At 71.9% G+C, this 17,427-nt stretch carries 13 protein-coding genes and 1 pseudogene; 4 read left to right on the plus strand and 10 right to left on the minus strand.

From position 1 onward, the window contains the following. Window positions 1–65 precede the first annotated feature (65 nt). Window positions 66–902 carry a trimeric intracellular cation channel family protein gene (locus OG251_RS02750; protein ID WP_326675414.1) on the minus strand — a complete coding sequence of 279 codons (837 nt, stop codon included), beginning with the start codon at window positions 900–902 and terminating at the stop codon, window positions 66–68. 162 nt (window positions 903–1,064) lie between these two features. Next, window positions 1,065–2,894, minus strand: a complete 1,830-nt coding sequence (locus OG251_RS02755) for an alkyl/aryl-sulfatase (protein ID WP_326675415.1) — start codon at window positions 2,892–2,894, stop codon at window positions 1,065–1,067. Window positions 2,895–3,173: 279 nt separating this feature from the next. On the opposite strand from OG251_RS02755, the gene OG251_RS02760 reads away from it, so the two are divergent. Further along, complete coding sequence (locus OG251_RS02760; protein ID WP_326675416.1) at window positions 3,174–3,764, plus strand: VOC family protein; 591 nt, start codon at window positions 3,174–3,176, stop codon at window positions 3,762–3,764. A 129-nt stretch (window positions 3,765–3,893) separates the two neighbouring features. Further along, on the plus strand, window positions 3,894–4,622 hold the full coding sequence (locus OG251_RS02765) for a hypothetical protein (protein WP_326675417.1): 729 nt from the start codon (window positions 3,894–3,896) through the stop codon (window positions 4,620–4,622). Between the two features lie 90 nt (window positions 4,623–4,712). On the opposite strand, the pseudogene OG251_RS02770 reads toward OG251_RS02765, so the two are convergent. Continuing rightward, a pseudogene (locus OG251_RS02770) lies at window positions 4,713–5,854 on the minus strand (serine hydrolase domain-containing protein). Window positions 5,855–6,183: 329 nt separating this feature from the next. On the opposite strand from OG251_RS02770, the gene OG251_RS02775 reads away from it, so the two are divergent. Further along, complete coding sequence (locus OG251_RS02775; protein WP_326675418.1) at window positions 6,184–8,946, plus strand: hypothetical protein; 2,763 nt, start codon at window positions 6,184–6,186, stop codon at window positions 8,944–8,946. 186 nt (window positions 8,947–9,132) lie between these two features. Here the strand turns inward: OG251_RS02775 and OG251_RS02780 are convergent, their stop codons facing one another. Both OG251_RS02780 and OG251_RS02785 read right to left on the minus strand, forming a co-directional pair. Then, on the minus strand, window positions 9,133–10,284 hold the full coding sequence (locus OG251_RS02780; RefSeq protein ID WP_326675419.1) for an FAD-dependent oxidoreductase: 1,152 nt from the start codon (window positions 10,282–10,284) through the stop codon (window positions 9,133–9,135). Window positions 10,285–10,336: 52 nt separating this feature from the next. Further along, on the minus strand, window positions 10,337–11,029 hold the full coding sequence (locus OG251_RS02785; RefSeq protein WP_326675420.1) for a TetR/AcrR family transcriptional regulator: 693 nt from the start codon (window positions 11,027–11,029) through the stop codon (window positions 10,337–10,339). A 350-nt stretch (window positions 11,030–11,379) separates the two neighbouring features. Between OG251_RS02785 and OG251_RS02790 the strand changes: the two genes are divergently transcribed. Next, window positions 11,380–11,904: an SET domain-containing protein-lysine N-methyltransferase gene (locus OG251_RS02790; RefSeq protein WP_326675421.1), complete on the plus strand. Its 525-nt coding sequence runs from the start codon at window positions 11,380–11,382 to the stop codon at window positions 11,902–11,904. Window positions 11,905–12,012: 108 nt separating this feature from the next. On the opposite strand, the gene OG251_RS02795 is transcribed toward OG251_RS02790, so the two are convergent. From OG251_RS02795 to OG251_RS02815, 5 genes are all read right to left on the minus strand, one after another. Further along, window positions 12,013–12,837 carry an aldo/keto reductase gene (locus OG251_RS02795; protein WP_326675422.1) on the minus strand — a complete coding sequence of 275 codons (825 nt, stop codon included), beginning with the start codon at window positions 12,835–12,837 and terminating at the stop codon, window positions 12,013–12,015. A 105-nt stretch (window positions 12,838–12,942) separates the two neighbouring features. Then, a complete protein-coding gene (locus OG251_RS02800) occupies window positions 12,943–14,145 on the minus strand; it encodes a cytochrome P450 (RefSeq protein WP_326675423.1) in 1,203 nt (400 codons plus the stop codon). Between the two features lie 127 nt (window positions 14,146–14,272). Further along, window positions 14,273–15,103 (minus strand): class I SAM-dependent DNA methyltransferase, encoded by an 831-nt coding sequence (locus tag OG251_RS02805; RefSeq protein WP_326675424.1) that lies wholly within the window; start codon window positions 15,101–15,103, stop codon window positions 14,273–14,275. Between the two features lie 100 nt (window positions 15,104–15,203). Beyond that, the gene (locus OG251_RS02810; RefSeq protein WP_326675425.1) at window positions 15,204–16,481 is read right to left on the minus strand and encodes a YcaO-like family protein; all 1,278 of its coding nucleotides are present in this window, start codon (window positions 16,479–16,481) and stop codon (window positions 15,204–15,206) included. After that, on the minus strand, window positions 16,481–17,395 hold the full coding sequence (locus OG251_RS02815) for an aKG-HExxH-type peptide beta-hydroxylase (RefSeq protein WP_326675426.1): 915 nt from the start codon (window positions 17,393–17,395) through the stop codon (window positions 16,481–16,483). Before OG251_RS02815 ends, OG251_RS02810 begins: the two co-directional genes overlap by 1 nt. Window positions 17,396–17,427: the final 32 nt, after the last annotated feature.

The raw sequence follows: 17,427 nt of genomic DNA on the forward strand, positions 1-17,427 counted from the left end.
AGGAGCTGGACCGAACGCGGGCGGGAGAACCGGCACTCCTTTCGTAGGGCCGCGTGGCTCGGGTTCTAGTGGCCGTCACCGGGGCTGTGGTCCGCACCTTCGGGCGGGGCGGCCGGATCGTCGTCGGGTTCGACCGTCAGTCCGAGCAGGCGCAGTTCCCGGGTGGACTTTCCGGCGATCTTACGACCGAGCAGGGGGCGCCCGTCGTCGTGGCGGTAGACACCCGCGGGTTCGGCCGCCAGCGGTTCCTCCCAGCCTCGGTACAGCGCCGTGAGGCGCACGCCGAAGCCGACCAGGAACGCGAGCGGGGCGCTTGCCGCGCGTGGAAGTCCCAGTTGGTCGAGGGCGATCCACACCGCACCCGTCAGCGCGGCGATGGCGACGAACCACTCGCCGCGGACGAACTGTTTGGGCGGGACTCCGCACGAGACGTCGATGAGGAAGCGTCCCGCGGTGGGGCCCACGACGGCGAGCGCGAGGCTGCCCAGAACCGGTAGACCGACCTCCACTCCGGTCTGCGCGCCGACGATGGCGTACCAGGGCAGCGCGAAGGAGGTGACGAGCTGGAAGAGCCCTTCCCGGAAGAGCTGCCCCCGGTCGTAGGCCAGGTGGTGGCCGATGATCCCGGCGATGAGGCACAGCACGATGTACGAGGAATTGGTGAGCGCGGCCGGGACATGACCCACCAGGACGTCGCGGCTGACACCCCCGCCGATGCCGCCGAGCAGGGCCATCAGCAGGATGCCGACCACGGTGAAGTTCTTGTAGTGGTCGGGACGGCGGGCGAGCAGCGCGCCGTTGAGGGCGTTGGTGGTCGCCGCGACCAGGTTGATGAACGTGCCGCCTCCGCTGAACTCGAAGGATCCGAAACCGACGGCCATGGCCAGCTCTCTCGTGCTCACGGGGTTCCTTCCGTGGAGGGGCCGACCGCGGCCGCCGCCGGTCGGCGCGTTCCACGCCGCGCGGCCCGTACGGACGCGCCGCGGGGTCGGCGTGCTCCGCCCGCGCGGGTGCGGCTGCCCGGGCCGTGGCGAGGGGCAGCCGCGTCGTGCGCGTGGTGGTGGTCAGGGCGTGACGATGGCGAAGTCGGGGTCGGGGGTGTCGAGCAGGCTCGCGAGAGTGGCGAAGACCTGTGGGTCGCCCTGGACCTTCACATCGTCGAAGCCCGCCCCCGCGAGGACACCGAGCAGTTGCCGCTTCGTCAGGGTCAGCGTCAGATCGGCGGCCGGCGCCGGACCGTGCGCGTCGGGGGCGCCGTCGGTGCTGCGGTACGTCAGCGCCCCGTTCGACAGCAGCAGGTGCCAGGTGCGGCCCTCGTCGGTGACGTGCCAGGCCATCGTGAGCTTCTTGGTCCAGGCGCGCGGCCCGTCGATGCGGATGGCGAGCGAGTCGATGAGCATGTCGACGGTCAGCGCGATCGCCATCTCCGGGTTGGTCGTCTCCAAGGAGGTGTGCGCGACGGAGCCACGCAGTTCCTGGGCCCCCATCAGGTAGAAGTTGCGCCAGGTGCCGTTCTCCGAGCCGTGCCCGAGCTTCTCGTACACCGAAGCCAGTGCCTCCTTGGCCGCCGTGTCGCCGGGGGCGGCGAAGACCGCGTGGCCGAGCAGCGTGGCGGCGAAGCGCAGGTCTCCCGATGCCGCGTACTCCTCGCCCTTGGCGACCAGGGCGGCGACACCGCCGTAGTCGGCGGCGAACCGGGTGGCCTGCTCGGTCGGCGGGTGCTCCCACAGGTGCGCGGGGTTGCCGTCGAACCAGCCCATGTAGCGCTGGTAGACGGCCTTGACGTTGTGGCTGAGCGAACCGTAGTAGCCGCGGTTCGCCCACCGGCCCGCGAGGGCGGGCGGCAGTTCGATCCGCTCGGCGATCTCGCTGCCGGTCAGTCCTTGATTGGTCATGCGCAGGGTCTGGTCGTGCAGGTAGGCCCACATGTCGCGCTGCCCGGCCAGGTGGTCGACGATGCGGTCCTTGCCCCAGGTCGGCCAGTGGTGGGAGGCGAACGCGACCTCGGCCCTCTCGCCGTACAGCGCGATGGTCTCGTTCAGGTAGTGGGCCCAGATACGGGTGTCGCGGACCACCGCGCCGCGCAGGGTCAGGATGTTGTGCATGTTGTGTGTCGCGTTCTCCGCCATGCACAGCGCGCGCCGGTCGGGGAAGTAGAAGTTCATCTCCGACGGCGCTTCGGTGCCCGGCGTCATCTGGAAGATGATCCGCACCCCGTCGACGGTCTCCTCCTGGCCGGTACGGGTGATGTCGAGCGTCGGCGGGATGAGGGTGATGGTGCCCGTGGAGGTCGTCATGCCCAGGCCCGCGCTGATCTGACCGGCGGGGCCCTTGTCCAGTTCGGCGCCGTACATGTACACCGCGCGGCGGGTCATCGCGCCGCCCGCGTACACGTTCTCCGCGACGGCGTGCTCCAGGAACCCGGCCGGGGCGATCACCGGCACCGGGGCGTGGCCGTGCGGCAGGACGCCGAGCGAGCCGCCGAAGTGGTCGCCGTGCGAGTGCGTGTAGATCAGCCCGGTGACCTGGCGGTCGCCCCGGTGTTTGCGGTACAGCGCGAGCGCCGCCGCCGCGGTCTCGGCGGAGATCAGCGGGTCGATGACGATGACGCCGGTATCGCCCTCGACGAGCGTCATGTTCGACAGGTCGAGGTTCCGGACCTGGTAGATCCCCTCCGTCACCTCGAACAGGCCCTGTTTGTTGCACAGCTGGCTCTGCCGCCACAGGCTCGGGTGCGCCGTGTCCGGGCATTCCTCGTCCAGGAACGCGTACGCGTCGCCGTCCCAGATCACCCGGCCGTCGTCCGGACGGACGACCGCCGGTGCCAGGGCGGCGACGAATCCCCGCTCGGCGTCCTCGAAGTCGGACCTGTCTGCGTAGTCGAGATCAGTCATATGTGACAAGTAACCTATATGCCATCAAATTACTCACCCTTCTCCGGTGCGTCTCTCCGTGCGGCACTCCCCCGGGCCCGGCGGCCACGTACTCCTTCGGGCCGGGACGACCTCGTACCGCGTGAGCGGGAGGCGACCCGGCCGTCGAAGCCACGTCGTCCGTGCGTCACCGTTGATCCGGTCGTGCCCCGTGCACCACACTCGGTGTTTGGCGCCGCTCACGGGAGGGCGGCGGCCGGACAACGGGACCGCTGTCCCGTACCACTGGAGGTACCAGAAATGACACCTCGGAACACCGAGTTCGAGCTCGGGGGAATCAATCATCTGGCGTTGGTCTGTGCGGATATGCGCAGAACCGTGGACTTCTACTCGGGCGTTCTCGGTATGCCGCTCATCAAGACGATCGAGCTTCCCGGGGGAAGCGGCCAGCACTTCTTCTTCGACTGCGGGGGTGGTGACTGCGTGGCCTTCTTCTGGTTCGCGGACGCCCCCGACGGTGTGCCAGGAATCTCCGCCCCCGCGTCCCTCCCCGGCCAGGGGGAGTTCCTCAGTGCCGTCGGTTCGATGAACCACGTCGCCTTCCATGTGCCGCCGGAGCGGTTCGACGAGTACCGCACCCGCCTGGTTGCCAAGGGGGTGGAGGTCAGCCCGGTCATGAACCACGACGACAGTCCGACGACCGTGGCCGCCCGTCTGCAGGAAGGGGTGTACGTACGGTCCTTCTACTTCCAGGACCCCGACGGGATCCTGCTGGAATTCGCCTGCTGGATCAAGCAGCCGACGGGTGAGCCGCACAACACCGCCGATGAGCCCAGGACAGCGGCCGACCGCGCTCCGCGCACCCCGGTCCCGGCCTCGGTCCCGGCCTGACGATTCGTACGCCCCGCACCCCTCCCCCACCGCACCGCGACGCGGGGAGCGGTGCGGCGGGGGTCCCGCCACCACACGACGGCCGGGGGGGACCTCCGCCCTTGCGGTCCGGCCGGGCAGACTGTGCGGGTGGACGACTATCCCCCGGTGGACCGGGATCCCGCGCCCGAACGGTACGGACGCCTCCGCGTGCAGACGGCCGCCCCGGGCCCTGCCGACTGGCTCACCGAGCGTGCTCCGGGGTACGGCGATTTCGGGACGGTGGCAGGCGTGGCGGCACCCGGGTTCGCCGCCTACGCGCGGGTGTTGCATCCGGCCTCCCTGGACGAGCTGCCGGTGCGGTGGGCGACGGTGGCTGCCGTCCACGGCCGCGAGGTGGCTCCGGGCACCGACTGGCACGACGTCATCGGGACGGACCGCGACTACTACAACCTCTCGGAGTACGGCGTGCCCGGCGTCTGGGACGAGCACCCGGCGGAGGGACCGACCCCACCCGCTGTCGCCCGGATCCTCATCCCCGTCCTGGCCCGGCACACCCGGACCGCGGAGCGCTGCTGGTTCGGCCTGTGGAACGGCTACGGACGGTGGGACTTCGACCGGGTGCCCACCTTCGACACCCCCGGCCGCGACGAGGTGCTGCTCGCCGGGACGCTCGCCGAAGCCATCACCCCGGTGTCCCTGGACGAGTTCGCCGAGCTGCCCGACCTGTGGTGGCCGCAGGATCGCGCCTGGTGCCTGGGAGGTGACGTGGACCTGGTGAGCACGTACATCGGCGGCTCCGTGGAACTGATCGCCGACCTCCTGGCAGATCCTGAGCTGGAGGCGCACCCGGTGGGGCCCCGCGACGGGGTCGGCTGAGCCCTCCTCCGGGCGTCCGGCCCAGCGCTCTCCGCGCCCATACCGCCCGCGGAGGCGGCGGACGGCCGGCGCCCCGGCCGGAGTCGGGCGTCAGCCGGCCAGGCAGGTGCGTACCGCCGCGATCAGGCGGTCCGCCCGTGCGTCGCCGTGGCCGATCATGCGGTTGGCGACGTACGCGAAGCCCACACCGAACTCGTCGTCGCCGAAGGCGAACTGGCCACCGGCTCCGTCGTTGCCGAAACTGCGCTCCCCCAGCATCGGCCGGAACGCCGACGAGTCGAGAAGGAAGCCCGAGCCCCAGCGGGCACCGGCGTCGAAGCCCAGCCAGCCCTTGCCGGACGACACCTCCCGGACCGCGTCCGTCACGGTGTCGGGTGCGAGCAGCCGCTCCCGGCCCTCGATGCCGGTCACGGCAGCGGCGTAGAGCCCGGCCAGGCCGCTCGCGGACGCGGTGGCACCCGCTCCCGGCAGCTCCATCGCCAGCAATGCCGGATCGTTCCAGCCGTGCGGCTCGTCGAGACCGGGGAAGACCAGCGCTCCGTTCATCGTCACGATGCGGGTGAGCAGGTGTTCGGGCCCCGGCATGCCCGGCCGCCCCTCGGCCTCGACGAGCCGGGCGCGGCCGTCCGTCTCCTCTGCGGGCAGGCCGATCCAGGCCCGTAGCCCCAGCGGATCGCCCACGGCGCGGCGGAAGTACGCGCCCGGGGTGAGCCCGGTGACGCGCCGGACGACCTCACCGATGAGGAAGCCGAAGACATGGCCGTGGTACTCGTACGCCGTGTCCGGCTCCCACAGCGGCTTCTGCTCCTCGATGGGATCACCGGGGTCCAGGCGGCGATCTCCTCGAAGGCGGGGGTCCGGTCGAGGGCGGGAAGGCCCGCCCGGTGTCCGAGGACCGTGCGGCAGGTGAGGGACTCCTTGCCGTGCTGCGCGAACTCGGGCCAGTACCTGCTCACCGGGGCGTCGAGGTCGAGACGCCCCTCCTGCGCGAGGAGGTGGGCGCACAGGCTCACGATGCCTTTGGCGCAGGAGAAGACCGGTACGGGTGTGTCCTGGTTCCACAACCGGCCGGTCCGCCGGTCCGCGACACCGCCCCACAGCTCCGCGACCTTGCGTCCGTCGACGAACACGGTGACGGCGGCGCCGAGTTCGGGGAAATCGGCGAAGTTCCGCGCGAACGTGTCGGCGACGGCTCCGTAGTGCTCGTCGGCCCATCCCCCGTAGTGCTCCACGGTGCCCTGCCCTCCAGGTGATCATGGTTCTTCGTGGGGGCGGCCCGGAGCGGTGCCCGCGCGCCCCACGGTTGTCGACCGGTCACAGTACGGCGGTGGGCGGTACCGGCACGAACGGTTTTGGCCGGGCGGCGGAGAACAGTGGTCCCGCAGCCCTCTCCGGCACTCCGTCTTGTGCTCGGCGGCGGGCGCCCCGGCATCGAATTCCCTTCTGCGGAGCAACCCTTGGCCACAGGTTTCCGTCCTCGGGGACGCAAGAGCCTCGGATCGACCGGGGCGCCATAGCCCAAGTGACTCCGAGGAGTACCACTTTGATACGGGTCCTGCACATGGCAGGCGCCACCGTGGCGGCGCTCGCGCTGGCCGCGACGACACTGGGATCGGCACACGCCCTGCCGACAACGGACCCACTGCGGTCCGCGCGCTCGGCGCACACCGAGGGAGACCTTCCCCCCGGATGGCGGTTCGCCGGAAGCGACGCCGGGCGGCAGCTGATCTGGACCTCGGCCGACCCGGTGCCGATGGGCGACGCACGGGTCGAGTTCCAGACCGGGGACCGGCTGCTCGGACTGCCGGTGGCGGCGAAGGACCGGCGGTCGTTCCGTCTGTCCGTGGACACCGCACGGCTCGGCCGGACGGAGGATCTGCGGGTGCTGGCCGCCGGACGCAGACTGGACGGGGCGGGGAAGCGGACGACGTCGCGCCTCCCGCGACTCGCCACGCCCGCACGGCCCCCCGCCACACTGCCCGCCGCGAAGACCGATCCCGGCATCCCCGGGCGCTACCGCACCGCGGCGGGTGAGTACGCGCTCACGTCCGTCCGTCTGCCGGGCTTCCCGGCAGCGGTCGAGATGCGGGCCCGCGTGGTCGGACCGGTCGGCGCCCCGGGCAAACGGCCGCTGGCCCTGTTCCTGCACGGCCGCCACTACACGTGCTACAGCACGGCGGGCGACCAGGGCATCGACTGGCCCTGCAAGCCGGGCACCCGCCCCGTCCCCAGCTACCAGGGCTACGGGAGCGCCCAGAAGCTCCTGGCCTCGCAGGGCTATGTCACGGTGTCCATCTCCGCCAACGGCATCAACGCGCAGGACGACCGGGCCGAGGACGGCGGCGCCCAGGCGCGCTCCTCCCTCGTGCGCCTGCACCTCGCCCGCCTGGCGGACTGGGCCGCGCACCGCGGCACCGCTCCCGCCGCCGTACGCGCGGTCTCCCCGGCCGACCTGTCCCGGGTGCTGCTCGTGGGTCACTCCCGCGGCGGCGAGGGCGTCAACCGCGCGGCGCTCGACAGCCTGTCCCCGCCGCCCGCCGACCAGGACGGGTACCGCGGTCCGGTGCGCTGGAACATCCGCGGCAATGTGCTGATCGGTCCGACCGTCTTCGGGCAGAACCCGGTTCCCGACGTGCCGTCGACGACCGTCCTGCCCGGGTGCGACGGCGATGTGTCCGACCTGCAGGGCCAGATCTACGCCGACGGGACGCGCGGCGTCGGCCGCGGCGCCGCCCTGCACAGCGCGGTCTACATGACCGGCGCCAACCACAACTTCTTCAACAGCGAGTGGACCCCCGGGCAGGCGAAGGCGCCCGCCGAGGACGACTTCGGGTCCGACGACGAGGTGGACCCGGTGTGCACCCCCGGCACCAAGACCCGGCTGACCGCCCCGCAGCAGCAGACGGCCGGGGCCGCGTACATCGCCGCTTCGGCCCGGCTGTTCGTCGCGGGTGACGACCGGGCACGACCTCTGCTGGACGGCTCCGGCGTACGCATGCCCTCGGCCGGCCCCGCGCGGGTGCTGACCGACGCCGTCGGCGCGCACCGCACGCCCGCCTTCCTGCCCGGTCCGTCCGTCTCCGTCCGCGGCGGGCGGCTGTGCGCGGCGGTGGACCCCGACCCGGCGCGCGCCTGCCTCCCCTCCGACGTGGCCGGGGCGTCGCCCCACTTCGCGGCCTGGGAGACCGCGGCGGAACCGGGACGCGACGCGGTGGCGATGACATGGTCCAAGGCCGGGTCCCCGGTCCGGGTGCGTTCCGCGCGCCCGGTCTCGCTGTCGGGATCCGAGGCACTGGCGCTCCGGGTGATCGTGCCGCCCAACACCACCGGCACCCGGCTGGACGTCGCCGTCGTCGACGCCTCGGGCCACCGTGCGGTGCTGGGCCGGGTCCGTGTCGACGGGCTGCCGGGCAGTGACCGGACCGCCTCCTACTGGGGGCGCGAGATCCGGGTGCCGCTGTCCGCGGCACGTCCCGGTCTCGACCTGAAGCGGGTGACCTCCCTGGAGCTCGTACCGCGCTCCGGCTCCGGCCGGGCGTGGCTGGTGGATGCCTGGGGCTGGCGCCCCGGCACTCCGGCCGTGAAGCCCGCGGCCATGCCCCGCGTCGATGTCGGCCGGCTGACGGTCAAGGAGGGCGACTCGGGCGTACGGCACTACCGCGTGCCGGTGCGCGTGGCGGGCAAGGGCAGCGGCCGGGTACGGCTGTTCGTCCCCGAGCCCGGGACGGACAAGGTCGCGTACCGCACGGTGACCGTGCGCGCCGGAACCCACGCCGTCGATGTGCCGGTCGAGGTGCGGGGCAACACCCGCTACAGCTACGGCACGTCGCAGGAGGCGTACGTCAAGGCGGTGCACGGCGCGGTGGTCGGCTCCCACCGCGGCGGGGTGACGACGCTCAATGACGACCCGATGCCCAAGGTGACCGTGACGCCGGTCGCCGACCGCGTCGCCGAAGGACGGCCGCTGGTCTGGCGGATGACGCTGTCGGAGGCTGCCGACGTCGACATCTCCGGCAACTTCACCATCCTCCCGGTCACCGGGGGTCCGGAGCTGTCCACCATGGATGTCGCCCCGGAGTGGCTGGAGGACAACTTCGGCCAGGCGCCCGCACCGGCCAGAGCTCTGTCCGGTATCGAGGAGGAGCCGTCGGTCTACGCCGACGTGCCGGTGGGGGCGCTGAGCACCGAGGTGAGCGTGCCCACTGTCGCGGACGGGGAGAGCGAACCCGATGAGTTCCTGAAGCTCCGGTTGATCACCTACGACGACCAGTGGGAGCCCCAGGAGGGGCCTGTGCTCACCGGCACGGTGACCGGCGCCCCGTAACCCCTGGGCTCGGATTCCGGCAGGTCGGCCCCGGGCAGGCCCTCTTACGAGGGGCCCTGTCCGGGGTCGCCCCGTTCCTGCCCGTCCCGCGCGCTGAACGCGCATGGGCCCGAATTCTCGAAACGATCGACGAGTTGCTCGCGCGGCGGCAGACACGACACCTCGACAACGTCCGCAGGACTCGGGTCAGACCGACTCCGCCGCGAAGGCGTTGAACATGTCGATCAGCGGCTGCGGTGCGCTGTCGTCGAAGATGGTCTCAAGTCCTCGGGCGGACTCGCGCGCGATTTCTTCGCTGCGGGGGAAGAGGATCTCCTCGTACGCGGCGAGAGCCGCCTCGGGATCTCCGGGGTGCTCGACGAGGCACCGTCCGAGGTCCGCGCCGTCGATCATGGCGAGGTTGGCGCCCTCGCCCGCGAACGGGGACATCAGATGTGCCGCGTCACCCAGCAGCGTGACGCCCGGTACCCGCCTCCAGCGGTGGCCGACGGGCAGGGCATGAATCAGCCGGGGGATCAGTGGGCCGTCCGCGTCGGTGATGAGTCCGCGCAGCTCGGGTGCCCAGTCGGTGAACCGGCGCAGCAGAGCGGACTTGGCCGACGCCGTGTCGTCGAAGTCCAGCGTGGAGAGCCAGTCCTCCGCGACCCGGAGCGCCGTGTAGATGTGCAGGCTGCCGTCGGTCTCCCGGTGACCGAGGAAGCCCTTGTGGCCGCCGAGGGCGAAGAACATGCCGCCACCGAGCAGTCGCGCGGACTCGGGGTGGCGGGCATCGGCGTCCAGGAGGTCGAGTTCGACGAAGGCGATCCCCGTGTACGCGGGCGTGGCGCCGGACAGCAGCGGCCGGACGCGGGACCATGCGCCGTCGGCGCCGATCAGCAGGCCGGTGGTGAAGACCGTGCCGTCGCCGAGGGTGACTTCGTGTCGTCCGTCGGACAGCGGCCGGGTCCGTGTGACCTTGCTGCCCCAGCGGACGGTGTGGTCCGGCAGGGAGCCGAGAAGCAGGTCGCGCAGGTCCCCGCGGTCGATCTCCGGCCGGCCGCCGGTCCCGTCGTCGGTTTCCTCGTGCAGGACGCGGGCGTGCCGGTCGAGGACGCGCATCGCCTCGCCGCCGGGGTGGATCCTGGTGAGGAACTGCTCGTGCAGCCGAGCGGCGTGCAGGGCGGCCTGTCCGGTCTCCTCGTGGATGTCGAGCATGCCGCCCTGAGTGCGGGCGTTCGGGGAGGTCTCCAGGTCGAGGACGGTGGCCGCGATGCCGTGGACATGCAGGACTCGGGCGAGCGTGAGACCGCCGAGTCCGGCACCGATGACGGCGATGGGGTAGTGGGGTGTGGTGCTCATGGTGGTGCTCTCCTTCGGTCCGGGGGCGGAAAGCCGCAGGCGGACGGGGGTGTCATGGTGTGTCGCGCGGGGTGGCGCGGGTGCCGTTGATCACCGCGCGGAAGATCCAGGCGAGGCGCTGTTCCGGGGCGCCGGAGACGAGGTCGTCGCCGAGCGCGGCGATGCGCGGGTGGGTGTCGCAGGAGACGTCGCGCACCGCGACGACCAGGGCGTCGTGCTCGTCCGCCGCGTCGGCGGACCGTGCACGGCTCGATTGCTCGGCGGCGGTGGCGGTCGCCACCTGGAGGAGTACGTCCACGCCCCAGGCGGCCTGCTCATCGGGCACCCGGCCTTGGTGGAGCAGCGCGAGAACGGCTTCCACCACGGCCAGGTAGTGGGGGCCCGAGGGCCGGGCGACCAAGGCGGAACGGGCCAGGCCGGGGTTCTGGAAGAGGACGTGTGTGTAGGACTCCAGCAACTGGCTCAGCCGCCCGCGCCAGTCCCCCTCCCCGTCCACCGGGGAGAGGTCGACGGCGCCGAGGAGTTCCTCAAGGATCGCCGCGTGCAGTTCGGCCGCGTTGGCCACGTACACGTACAGCGAGGCGGGACCGGTGTCCAGTTCCTGGGCGAGCCGGCGCATCGTGACGCGCTGCAGTCCCTCGGTCTCCATCAGGTGGACGGCGGTGGCGACGATGCCCTCGTAGGTGAGCGCGGGTTTGGCGGGCCGCTCACGACGACTGCGGGGCGCAGGGGTTCTCGAAGGCATGTGAACACCCTAACGAACATGTTCGTTACGAACAAGTTCGCGACCGCTCTCCGGATGCGTGCCGCCTGACGGTCCCGGCTCATTCCCGCCGTAGGGCCTCCACTCCGACGAGGGGCGATCGCACCCGTTGGTGCAGGTCAATGTCCAGACAACGGCGGACAACGGCGTTCCGGCACCGGAGCTCCGGCCGTCCACATGGCCGGGAACCCCACTGTCCGGCCGGTATCCGCCTGCCCATCGGGGTGGCGGGCCGCTTGTATGGAACACGACAGCGTTCCGGCGCCGTCCAGAGCAGTTCGATCCTCAGCGGGCCGCACCAGAACCCGCCACTACCGACCGAAGGGCTCCGTATGCACCCCGACCAAGTCACCGCCACCCCGCCCCCCGCGCCGGGCGAGCCGACACCGAGCCCGGGGACGGAGCTGCGGGACACACCCGGCAAGGGAGCGGGGGTCTTCGCCACCCATGCGTTCCGGGTCGGGGAGGTGGTACTTGCCGGTGCCATCAAGGCCGAACTCGACCGCAACGATGCCCACGCCTCACAGATCGGTCCGGACCGGTTCATCCGGCACGCCGGTCTGATGCCCCGCGTCAACCACTCGTGCGATCCGAACTGCGGAGTCCAGGTCAACGACTCCGGCGCTCACGACCTCGTGGCCCGTTTCGCGGTTCACGCCGGGCAGGAGGTCACCTTCGACTACGCCATGCGGAACCACACCGTCCAGCACTTCCCGCCCCGCTGCCAGTGCGGATCCCGGCTGTGCCGGGGCCGGATCACCGGCTGGCAGGACCTCCCGGCGGACCGCAGGCACGCCTACCGCGGCTACGTCGCCCCCTATCTCCTCCACATACCGCAAGGACCTCGGCCCCGGTAGCAGTCCGGAACCGCACGCGGACCGAGCGGACCGAACAGCGGGGCGGCACGCGGCGGGCAAGGGAACAGCGGGACAGGTGACGCCGTCGGGGCCGGCCGCACAGCCGGGTCACTGATGGTTCACGGTGTCCGGGTCGGGCCCGATCCGGACACCGTTGTCCAGGGTGGCGATGTCCCGCAGGTCCTGGGGGCCGAGAGCGAAGTCGTAGACGCTCAGGTTCTCCCTGATCCGGGAGGGGGTCACGGATCTGGGGACCACCGTGTTGCCGAGTTGGAGATGCCAGCGCAGGACGATCTGGGCCGGTGACTTCCCCTTCCTCTCCGCGATCCGGGCGAGAACGGGTTCGGCGAGCAGCTGCTGCCCCTGGGCGAGCGGGCTCCACGCCTCCGTGACCATGGACCGCTCGGCGGCGAACGTACGCATGGCGCGCTGCGGGAAGTAGGGGTGAAGTTCGATCTGGTTCAGGGCCGGCACGATGCCGGTCTCCGCCAGGAGTCTGTCCAGGGTCGCGGCGGTGAAGTTGGAGACGCCGATCGCCTTCGCCCGCCCCTCGGCGTAGATCCGTTCCAGCGCCCTGTACGACTCGACGTACGCGTCACGCCGAGGGGTGGGCCAGTGGATCAGGTAGAGGTCCACGTAGTCCGTGCCCAGGCGCCGGACGCTCGCGTCGAACGCGTGGAGCGCGGCGTCGTACCCGTGGTCGGCGTTCCAGAGTTTGGTGGTGAGGAACACCTCCTGACGCGGTATCGCCGCGTCTCGGACCGCCCGGCCGACACCCTCCTCGTTGTCGTAGACCCGGGCGGTGTCGATACGGCGGTAGCCGCACTCAAGGGCGTGGCTGACGGCGGTGTACGCCTGGTCATCCGTCAGCGGCCAGACGCCGAGGCCGACTCGCGGCATGGAGATGCCGTTGTTCAGGGTGAGGCGCTGCATACGGGAGCCTTCCGATCCGTGGGTCGGGAACGGGACTGCACGGCACGAGCACGACACGGGCATCAGCACGGGCACGGGTGACGGTGGGCGCTCGCGGTGAACGGCTCACCAGGTCACAAGGAGCGAACGAGGTGCCCGGGTCTTCAGGCCGGTCTTCCACTCGGGCGGGGCCGCCGCGCGCAGGTCGGGGAACCGGCGTACGAGTCCGGCCAGGGCCTCCTGGAGCTGGACGCGGGCGATTTGCGCACCGACGCAGTGGTGGACGCCGTGTCCGAAGCCCATGTGCGGATTGCGGTCACGGTCGAAGTCGAGCAGAGAGGGGTTCTCGAAGACGGTCTCGTCGTGATTGGCCGACGAGTTGACCGCCATGACCGCATCGCCCTCGGCGATGGTGTTCCCGCCGAGTTCCATCTCCTCGGTGGCCACGCGCAGGTTCGCCTGGACATTCGTCTGGGCGTACCGCAGCAGTTCCTCCACGGCTTTCGGAATGGTGTCGGGCTCGCGCCGGAGCCGCTCGTACCGCTGGGGCTCGTCCAGCAGGAGGTGCGCCATGCCGGCCAGCCGGTCCGCGGTGGTGCCGTAGCCCCCGGCGAGCAGCACGAGGCTGAAGGAGATCAGCTCGTCCTGGCTGAGCCGATCGTCCTCGTCGCGGGCGGAGATCAGCGTGCTCAACAGGTCGTTGCCGGGGTGGCGGCGTTTGGCGGCGACGAGTGCGCTCAGGTAGCCGGTCATCTCTCCTACAGCGGCGGTGACCTCGGTGTCGGAGCTGGCCGTGAGGTTGCGCAGCCTGTCGCACCAGGTGTCGAGCCGGTCGCCGTCCTGCCGCGGGATGCCCAGCAGGTCGCAGATGACGGCCAGCGGCAAGGGGCGGGCGAGCAGCGCCACCAGGTCGGCGGGGCGGTCGTGGGCGGCGAGGGTGCTGAGGAGTTCGTCGACCAGCAGGGCCACGTCCCGCCGCATGGCCTCGGCGCGGCGGACGGTGAAGGCCGGGGCGACCAGTTTGCGCAGCCGGCTGTGCTCCGGTGGGTCCGCGGCGAGTATCGAGTCGGGCAGGGTGGGCACGCGTGCGATCCGCGGCCCTGTTCCCTGCGTGGCACGGCTGCGGCTGAAACGCGGATCGGCGAGCACGGTGCGCACGTCGGCGTATCGGGTGACCAGCCAGGCCGGATCGCCACTGGGCAGCCGGATGCGGACGCACGGTGCCTCGCGGCGCAGGTGGGCGAATTCCGGCAGCGGGCCGAGACCGTCGTGATGGGGGAAGGGGAAGTCCACGGTGTGGGCGGGCGGTTCGGGGTCCACGTGGGTCACGAGTGCTCCAAGGAAGGTGTCCGGCCGCTGAGCCACGGCCGTTCGTCCGCCGCCGGGCGGGCGGTGGCCGCGGCGGCTGACGGGCACGCAGGCGATCGGCGGCAGGTCGACGGGTACCGGGCGGGCGTCACCGGAGTTCGTAGACGGAGACGTGGTACGTGCTGTCCGGGGCGAGCGGGCCGCCCCGCCAGGAACCCAGGCGCTGTCGCAGCCGGAGTCCGGCGCGCTCGGCCATGAGATCGAGTTCGCCCGGTGAGGCGTAGCGGAAGCGGACCCTGAGGTGACGGGTGCGGTCCGCCTCGTGGATGAGGTAGTGCGACTGGTACGTCTGGGTGGAGGGATCGATCCGGCGGTGGCAGAGGATGAGGTGCTCGTCGGTCTCGGAGACCACCTCGGGTACGCCCGATGCCGCGGCCACGGCGAGGGCTTCGGGCAGATGCGCGTCGAGGACGAAGACGCCGGTGGGTTCGAGGTGGGTGGCCACGGCCGTCAGACAGCGCTGTTGGGCGTCGCCTCCCGCGAGTTCGAAGAACGTGCCTCCGACGACGTGGACGAGGGAATACGTGTCGGCGACCGGCAGGTCGGCGAAGTCGCCCGGCGTGACGTGGATGCGGTCGCCGCCGGGTTTCGAGCGGAGCCGTGCCACCATCGCTGCCGACGCCTCGACCCCGTGGACGTCCAGACCGCGCGCCGCCAGGGGCAACGCGACTCTCCCGGTGCCGATGCCGAGTTCGAGGACGGGGCCGTCACCGGCGAGCGAGGCGAGGGTGTCCACGGTCGCCGCGGTGATGCCGGGCTTGCCGAACCAGCGGTCGTAGTCGTCGGCATGGATGTCGGCGTAACCGGGAGAGGGAACCGGGGGCTGCGCCGGAGTGCTGTCCGGTTCGCCCGCGTCGTCGGGGGCGGTGCCGGTCGCCGCCGTGGGCGCGGGTGCGGGGTGGTCGTGGAACGTGGACATGGTCGGGGTCTCCTCGGCCCGCGGTCGGTTCGGTCCCCGTGGTGCGGGCCGGACCACGGGAAATGGGGGTGCGGGCGCGGGCCTCGCGGACGCTCGCCGGTCAGCCGAAGGGGTGCGGGCCCGGAGCGGCCGGAAGATGACGTTCGTCGTCCGGACCGGTGGGCAGGGCGTGGGAGCCGGGGGCCACGACGCGCACCACGGCGGAGCCGAGGCCACGCGCCGGTTCGCACGTCGTGTCCACCAGGATGAGGTCCTGGCCGGTGTGGCCGGACAGCACGGCGGTGCCGGAAAGGTCGGCGACGGTGCGCGATCCGTTGCCGGAAGGATCGGCGACGGTGTGTGAGACGGTTCCGGAACGGTCCGGGCCGGTGCGCGGTCCGGGGCCGACGGGGTCCGGGCCGGCCGATGGCGGTGGGGTCTCCCTGGGCGCCACCGGGGCTCGTTCCGTCCACAGGCGCAGGCTGTCCTGCCGGTGGTAGGCCCAGAGCGCGTGCTCGACGGCGGAGTCCGGGGCGTCGCGGCCCTGCCAGCGCGTCCAGGTGTCGTCGGCCACCGGGGTGTGCACGCTCCAGCGCACCATGAGCGCCTCGTACGCCGCCTTCTCGATCAGCGGGGCGATCCCCTGGCCGTCCGGACCGCAACGGGCCCCGAACGCCTGCCGGGTGCCGTCCGGTGCGTGCAGGCATACGGCGACGCATCGTGATCCGACGGGGGCCGGGAGGTCGAGCACCGTCGCCCTCACGCCCATGCCGTCCAGGAGTTTCGCCAGTGGTTCCGGGAGCTCGGCTGCGGGAACCGCGCGGGGAGCGCGGGAGAGTCCGTACCAGCTTCGGCGGATGAGGTCGCGTTCGAGGACCTCCCACGCGGCGTGCTGCACGGCGGCCTCCGGGTCGGGATGTGCCGCGAGACCGGTGGACCCGGCGCCGGGGCCGGGGTCGCAGCCGGCCGGCGGCCGGTGGTGCAGAAACACGGCACCGGCCGGTACGTGCAGGTCCGCACCGGTGCGGAGAGAGCGGCCGCGTACCCAGAGCCGACGGGCGTGGCGGGAGTCGTCCGGGACACCGGGCATCAGTTCGGCGGGGTCCAGGGCGGGTATCCCCTTGCGGCGCAGTTCGCCGTGGGTCGCCACGATCCCGGCGTCCGACTCGGCGGCGCGGCCCGCGAGGATGTTGCTGACGCGTTCGAGGAGTTCACCGCGGGCGCTCGCGACGACGTGCGGCGGACGGTGACCGGCGGCACTGCCCACCACGATGGGCCGGTTGCCGGCGGCGCAGACGGGATCGAACTGCGGCGAGCGTGCCGCGACCCGCGCGAAAACGACCTCCGGCCAGGCGGCGTAGGGGGTGAACACCTGTGGTTCCCACGGGGAGACGGACATCAGGCACGCACCCGGACCACCTCGGCGGCGTCCTTCAGGACCGCCTCACCGTGGTCGGTGAGCGCTCGGGCATGTCCCGTCATGATGTGCACGGCCTCGGTGGCGGAGCGGGCGAGCTCGTCGTGGCGTGCCCGCACGGCCGCGGTCGTGCGGGTGTCCGCCGCGGTCTCCCCCAGCAGGCGCCGGTACAGCAGGACGCTCCGGGCCAGGACCACCATCTGCTGGAACAGCCCGGTGAGCGGCCGCGGGTCGAGGCGCAGCGGGGTGGTGACCAGCGGCCCGCCGTCGGCCGCGGGGCGCAGGAACGGCTCCGCCGCCACGGAGGCGGCGTTGCACCGGGTGTGGGTTCCCTCGTGGACGAGTGCCTCGGCGAGCCGGACGGTTCCGGGGAGTCCGCCGGTGTCCGGTCCCAGCCGGTCGCGTCGGATGAACACGGCGCCATGGACCGCGAAATCCGTGAAGCCGTCCAGTGCGGGCCCGTCCAGCAGGACCGTCTGGCGAAGGATCTCCCGCAGTTCGGCATACGCGCCCGGCCAGAGGTCCGCGAGCAGGGCGATCGTCCCGCGGATCACCTCCGTATCCCTTTCGCGCCACGCCACGACCGCCGAGCCGCTTCGGTTGCCGGTGTCGCCGTCGGTGCGGGGGACGGCCTTCAGCGCGCGGGCGACGCTGCGTTCGAGGTGGGGTTGGGGCGCGGCGAGTCCGACCGGCCAGGGCAGACCGGACGGCGGTGTGTCCGCGATGCCCGACCGGGCACGGGCGAGCATGCCGGAGAGGCGCGCGATGCTTTCCGGGCCCGGAGGTCCCTTGCGCAGAACGCTCTGAGCGATGTGTGCGGCCTCGACGACCGCAGGGTGCGCGGCCTCTTCCGGAGAGACGTCCTGCCCGGCCCGTTCCAGGGCCGACCGGGTCATGCGCGCCAGTACGGAACGCTCTTCAGCGCTCC

This window comes from Streptomyces sp. NBC_01237, from assembly GCF_035917275.1.
Classification (GTDB): domain Bacteria; phylum Actinomycetota; class Actinomycetes; order Streptomycetales; family Streptomycetaceae; genus Streptomyces.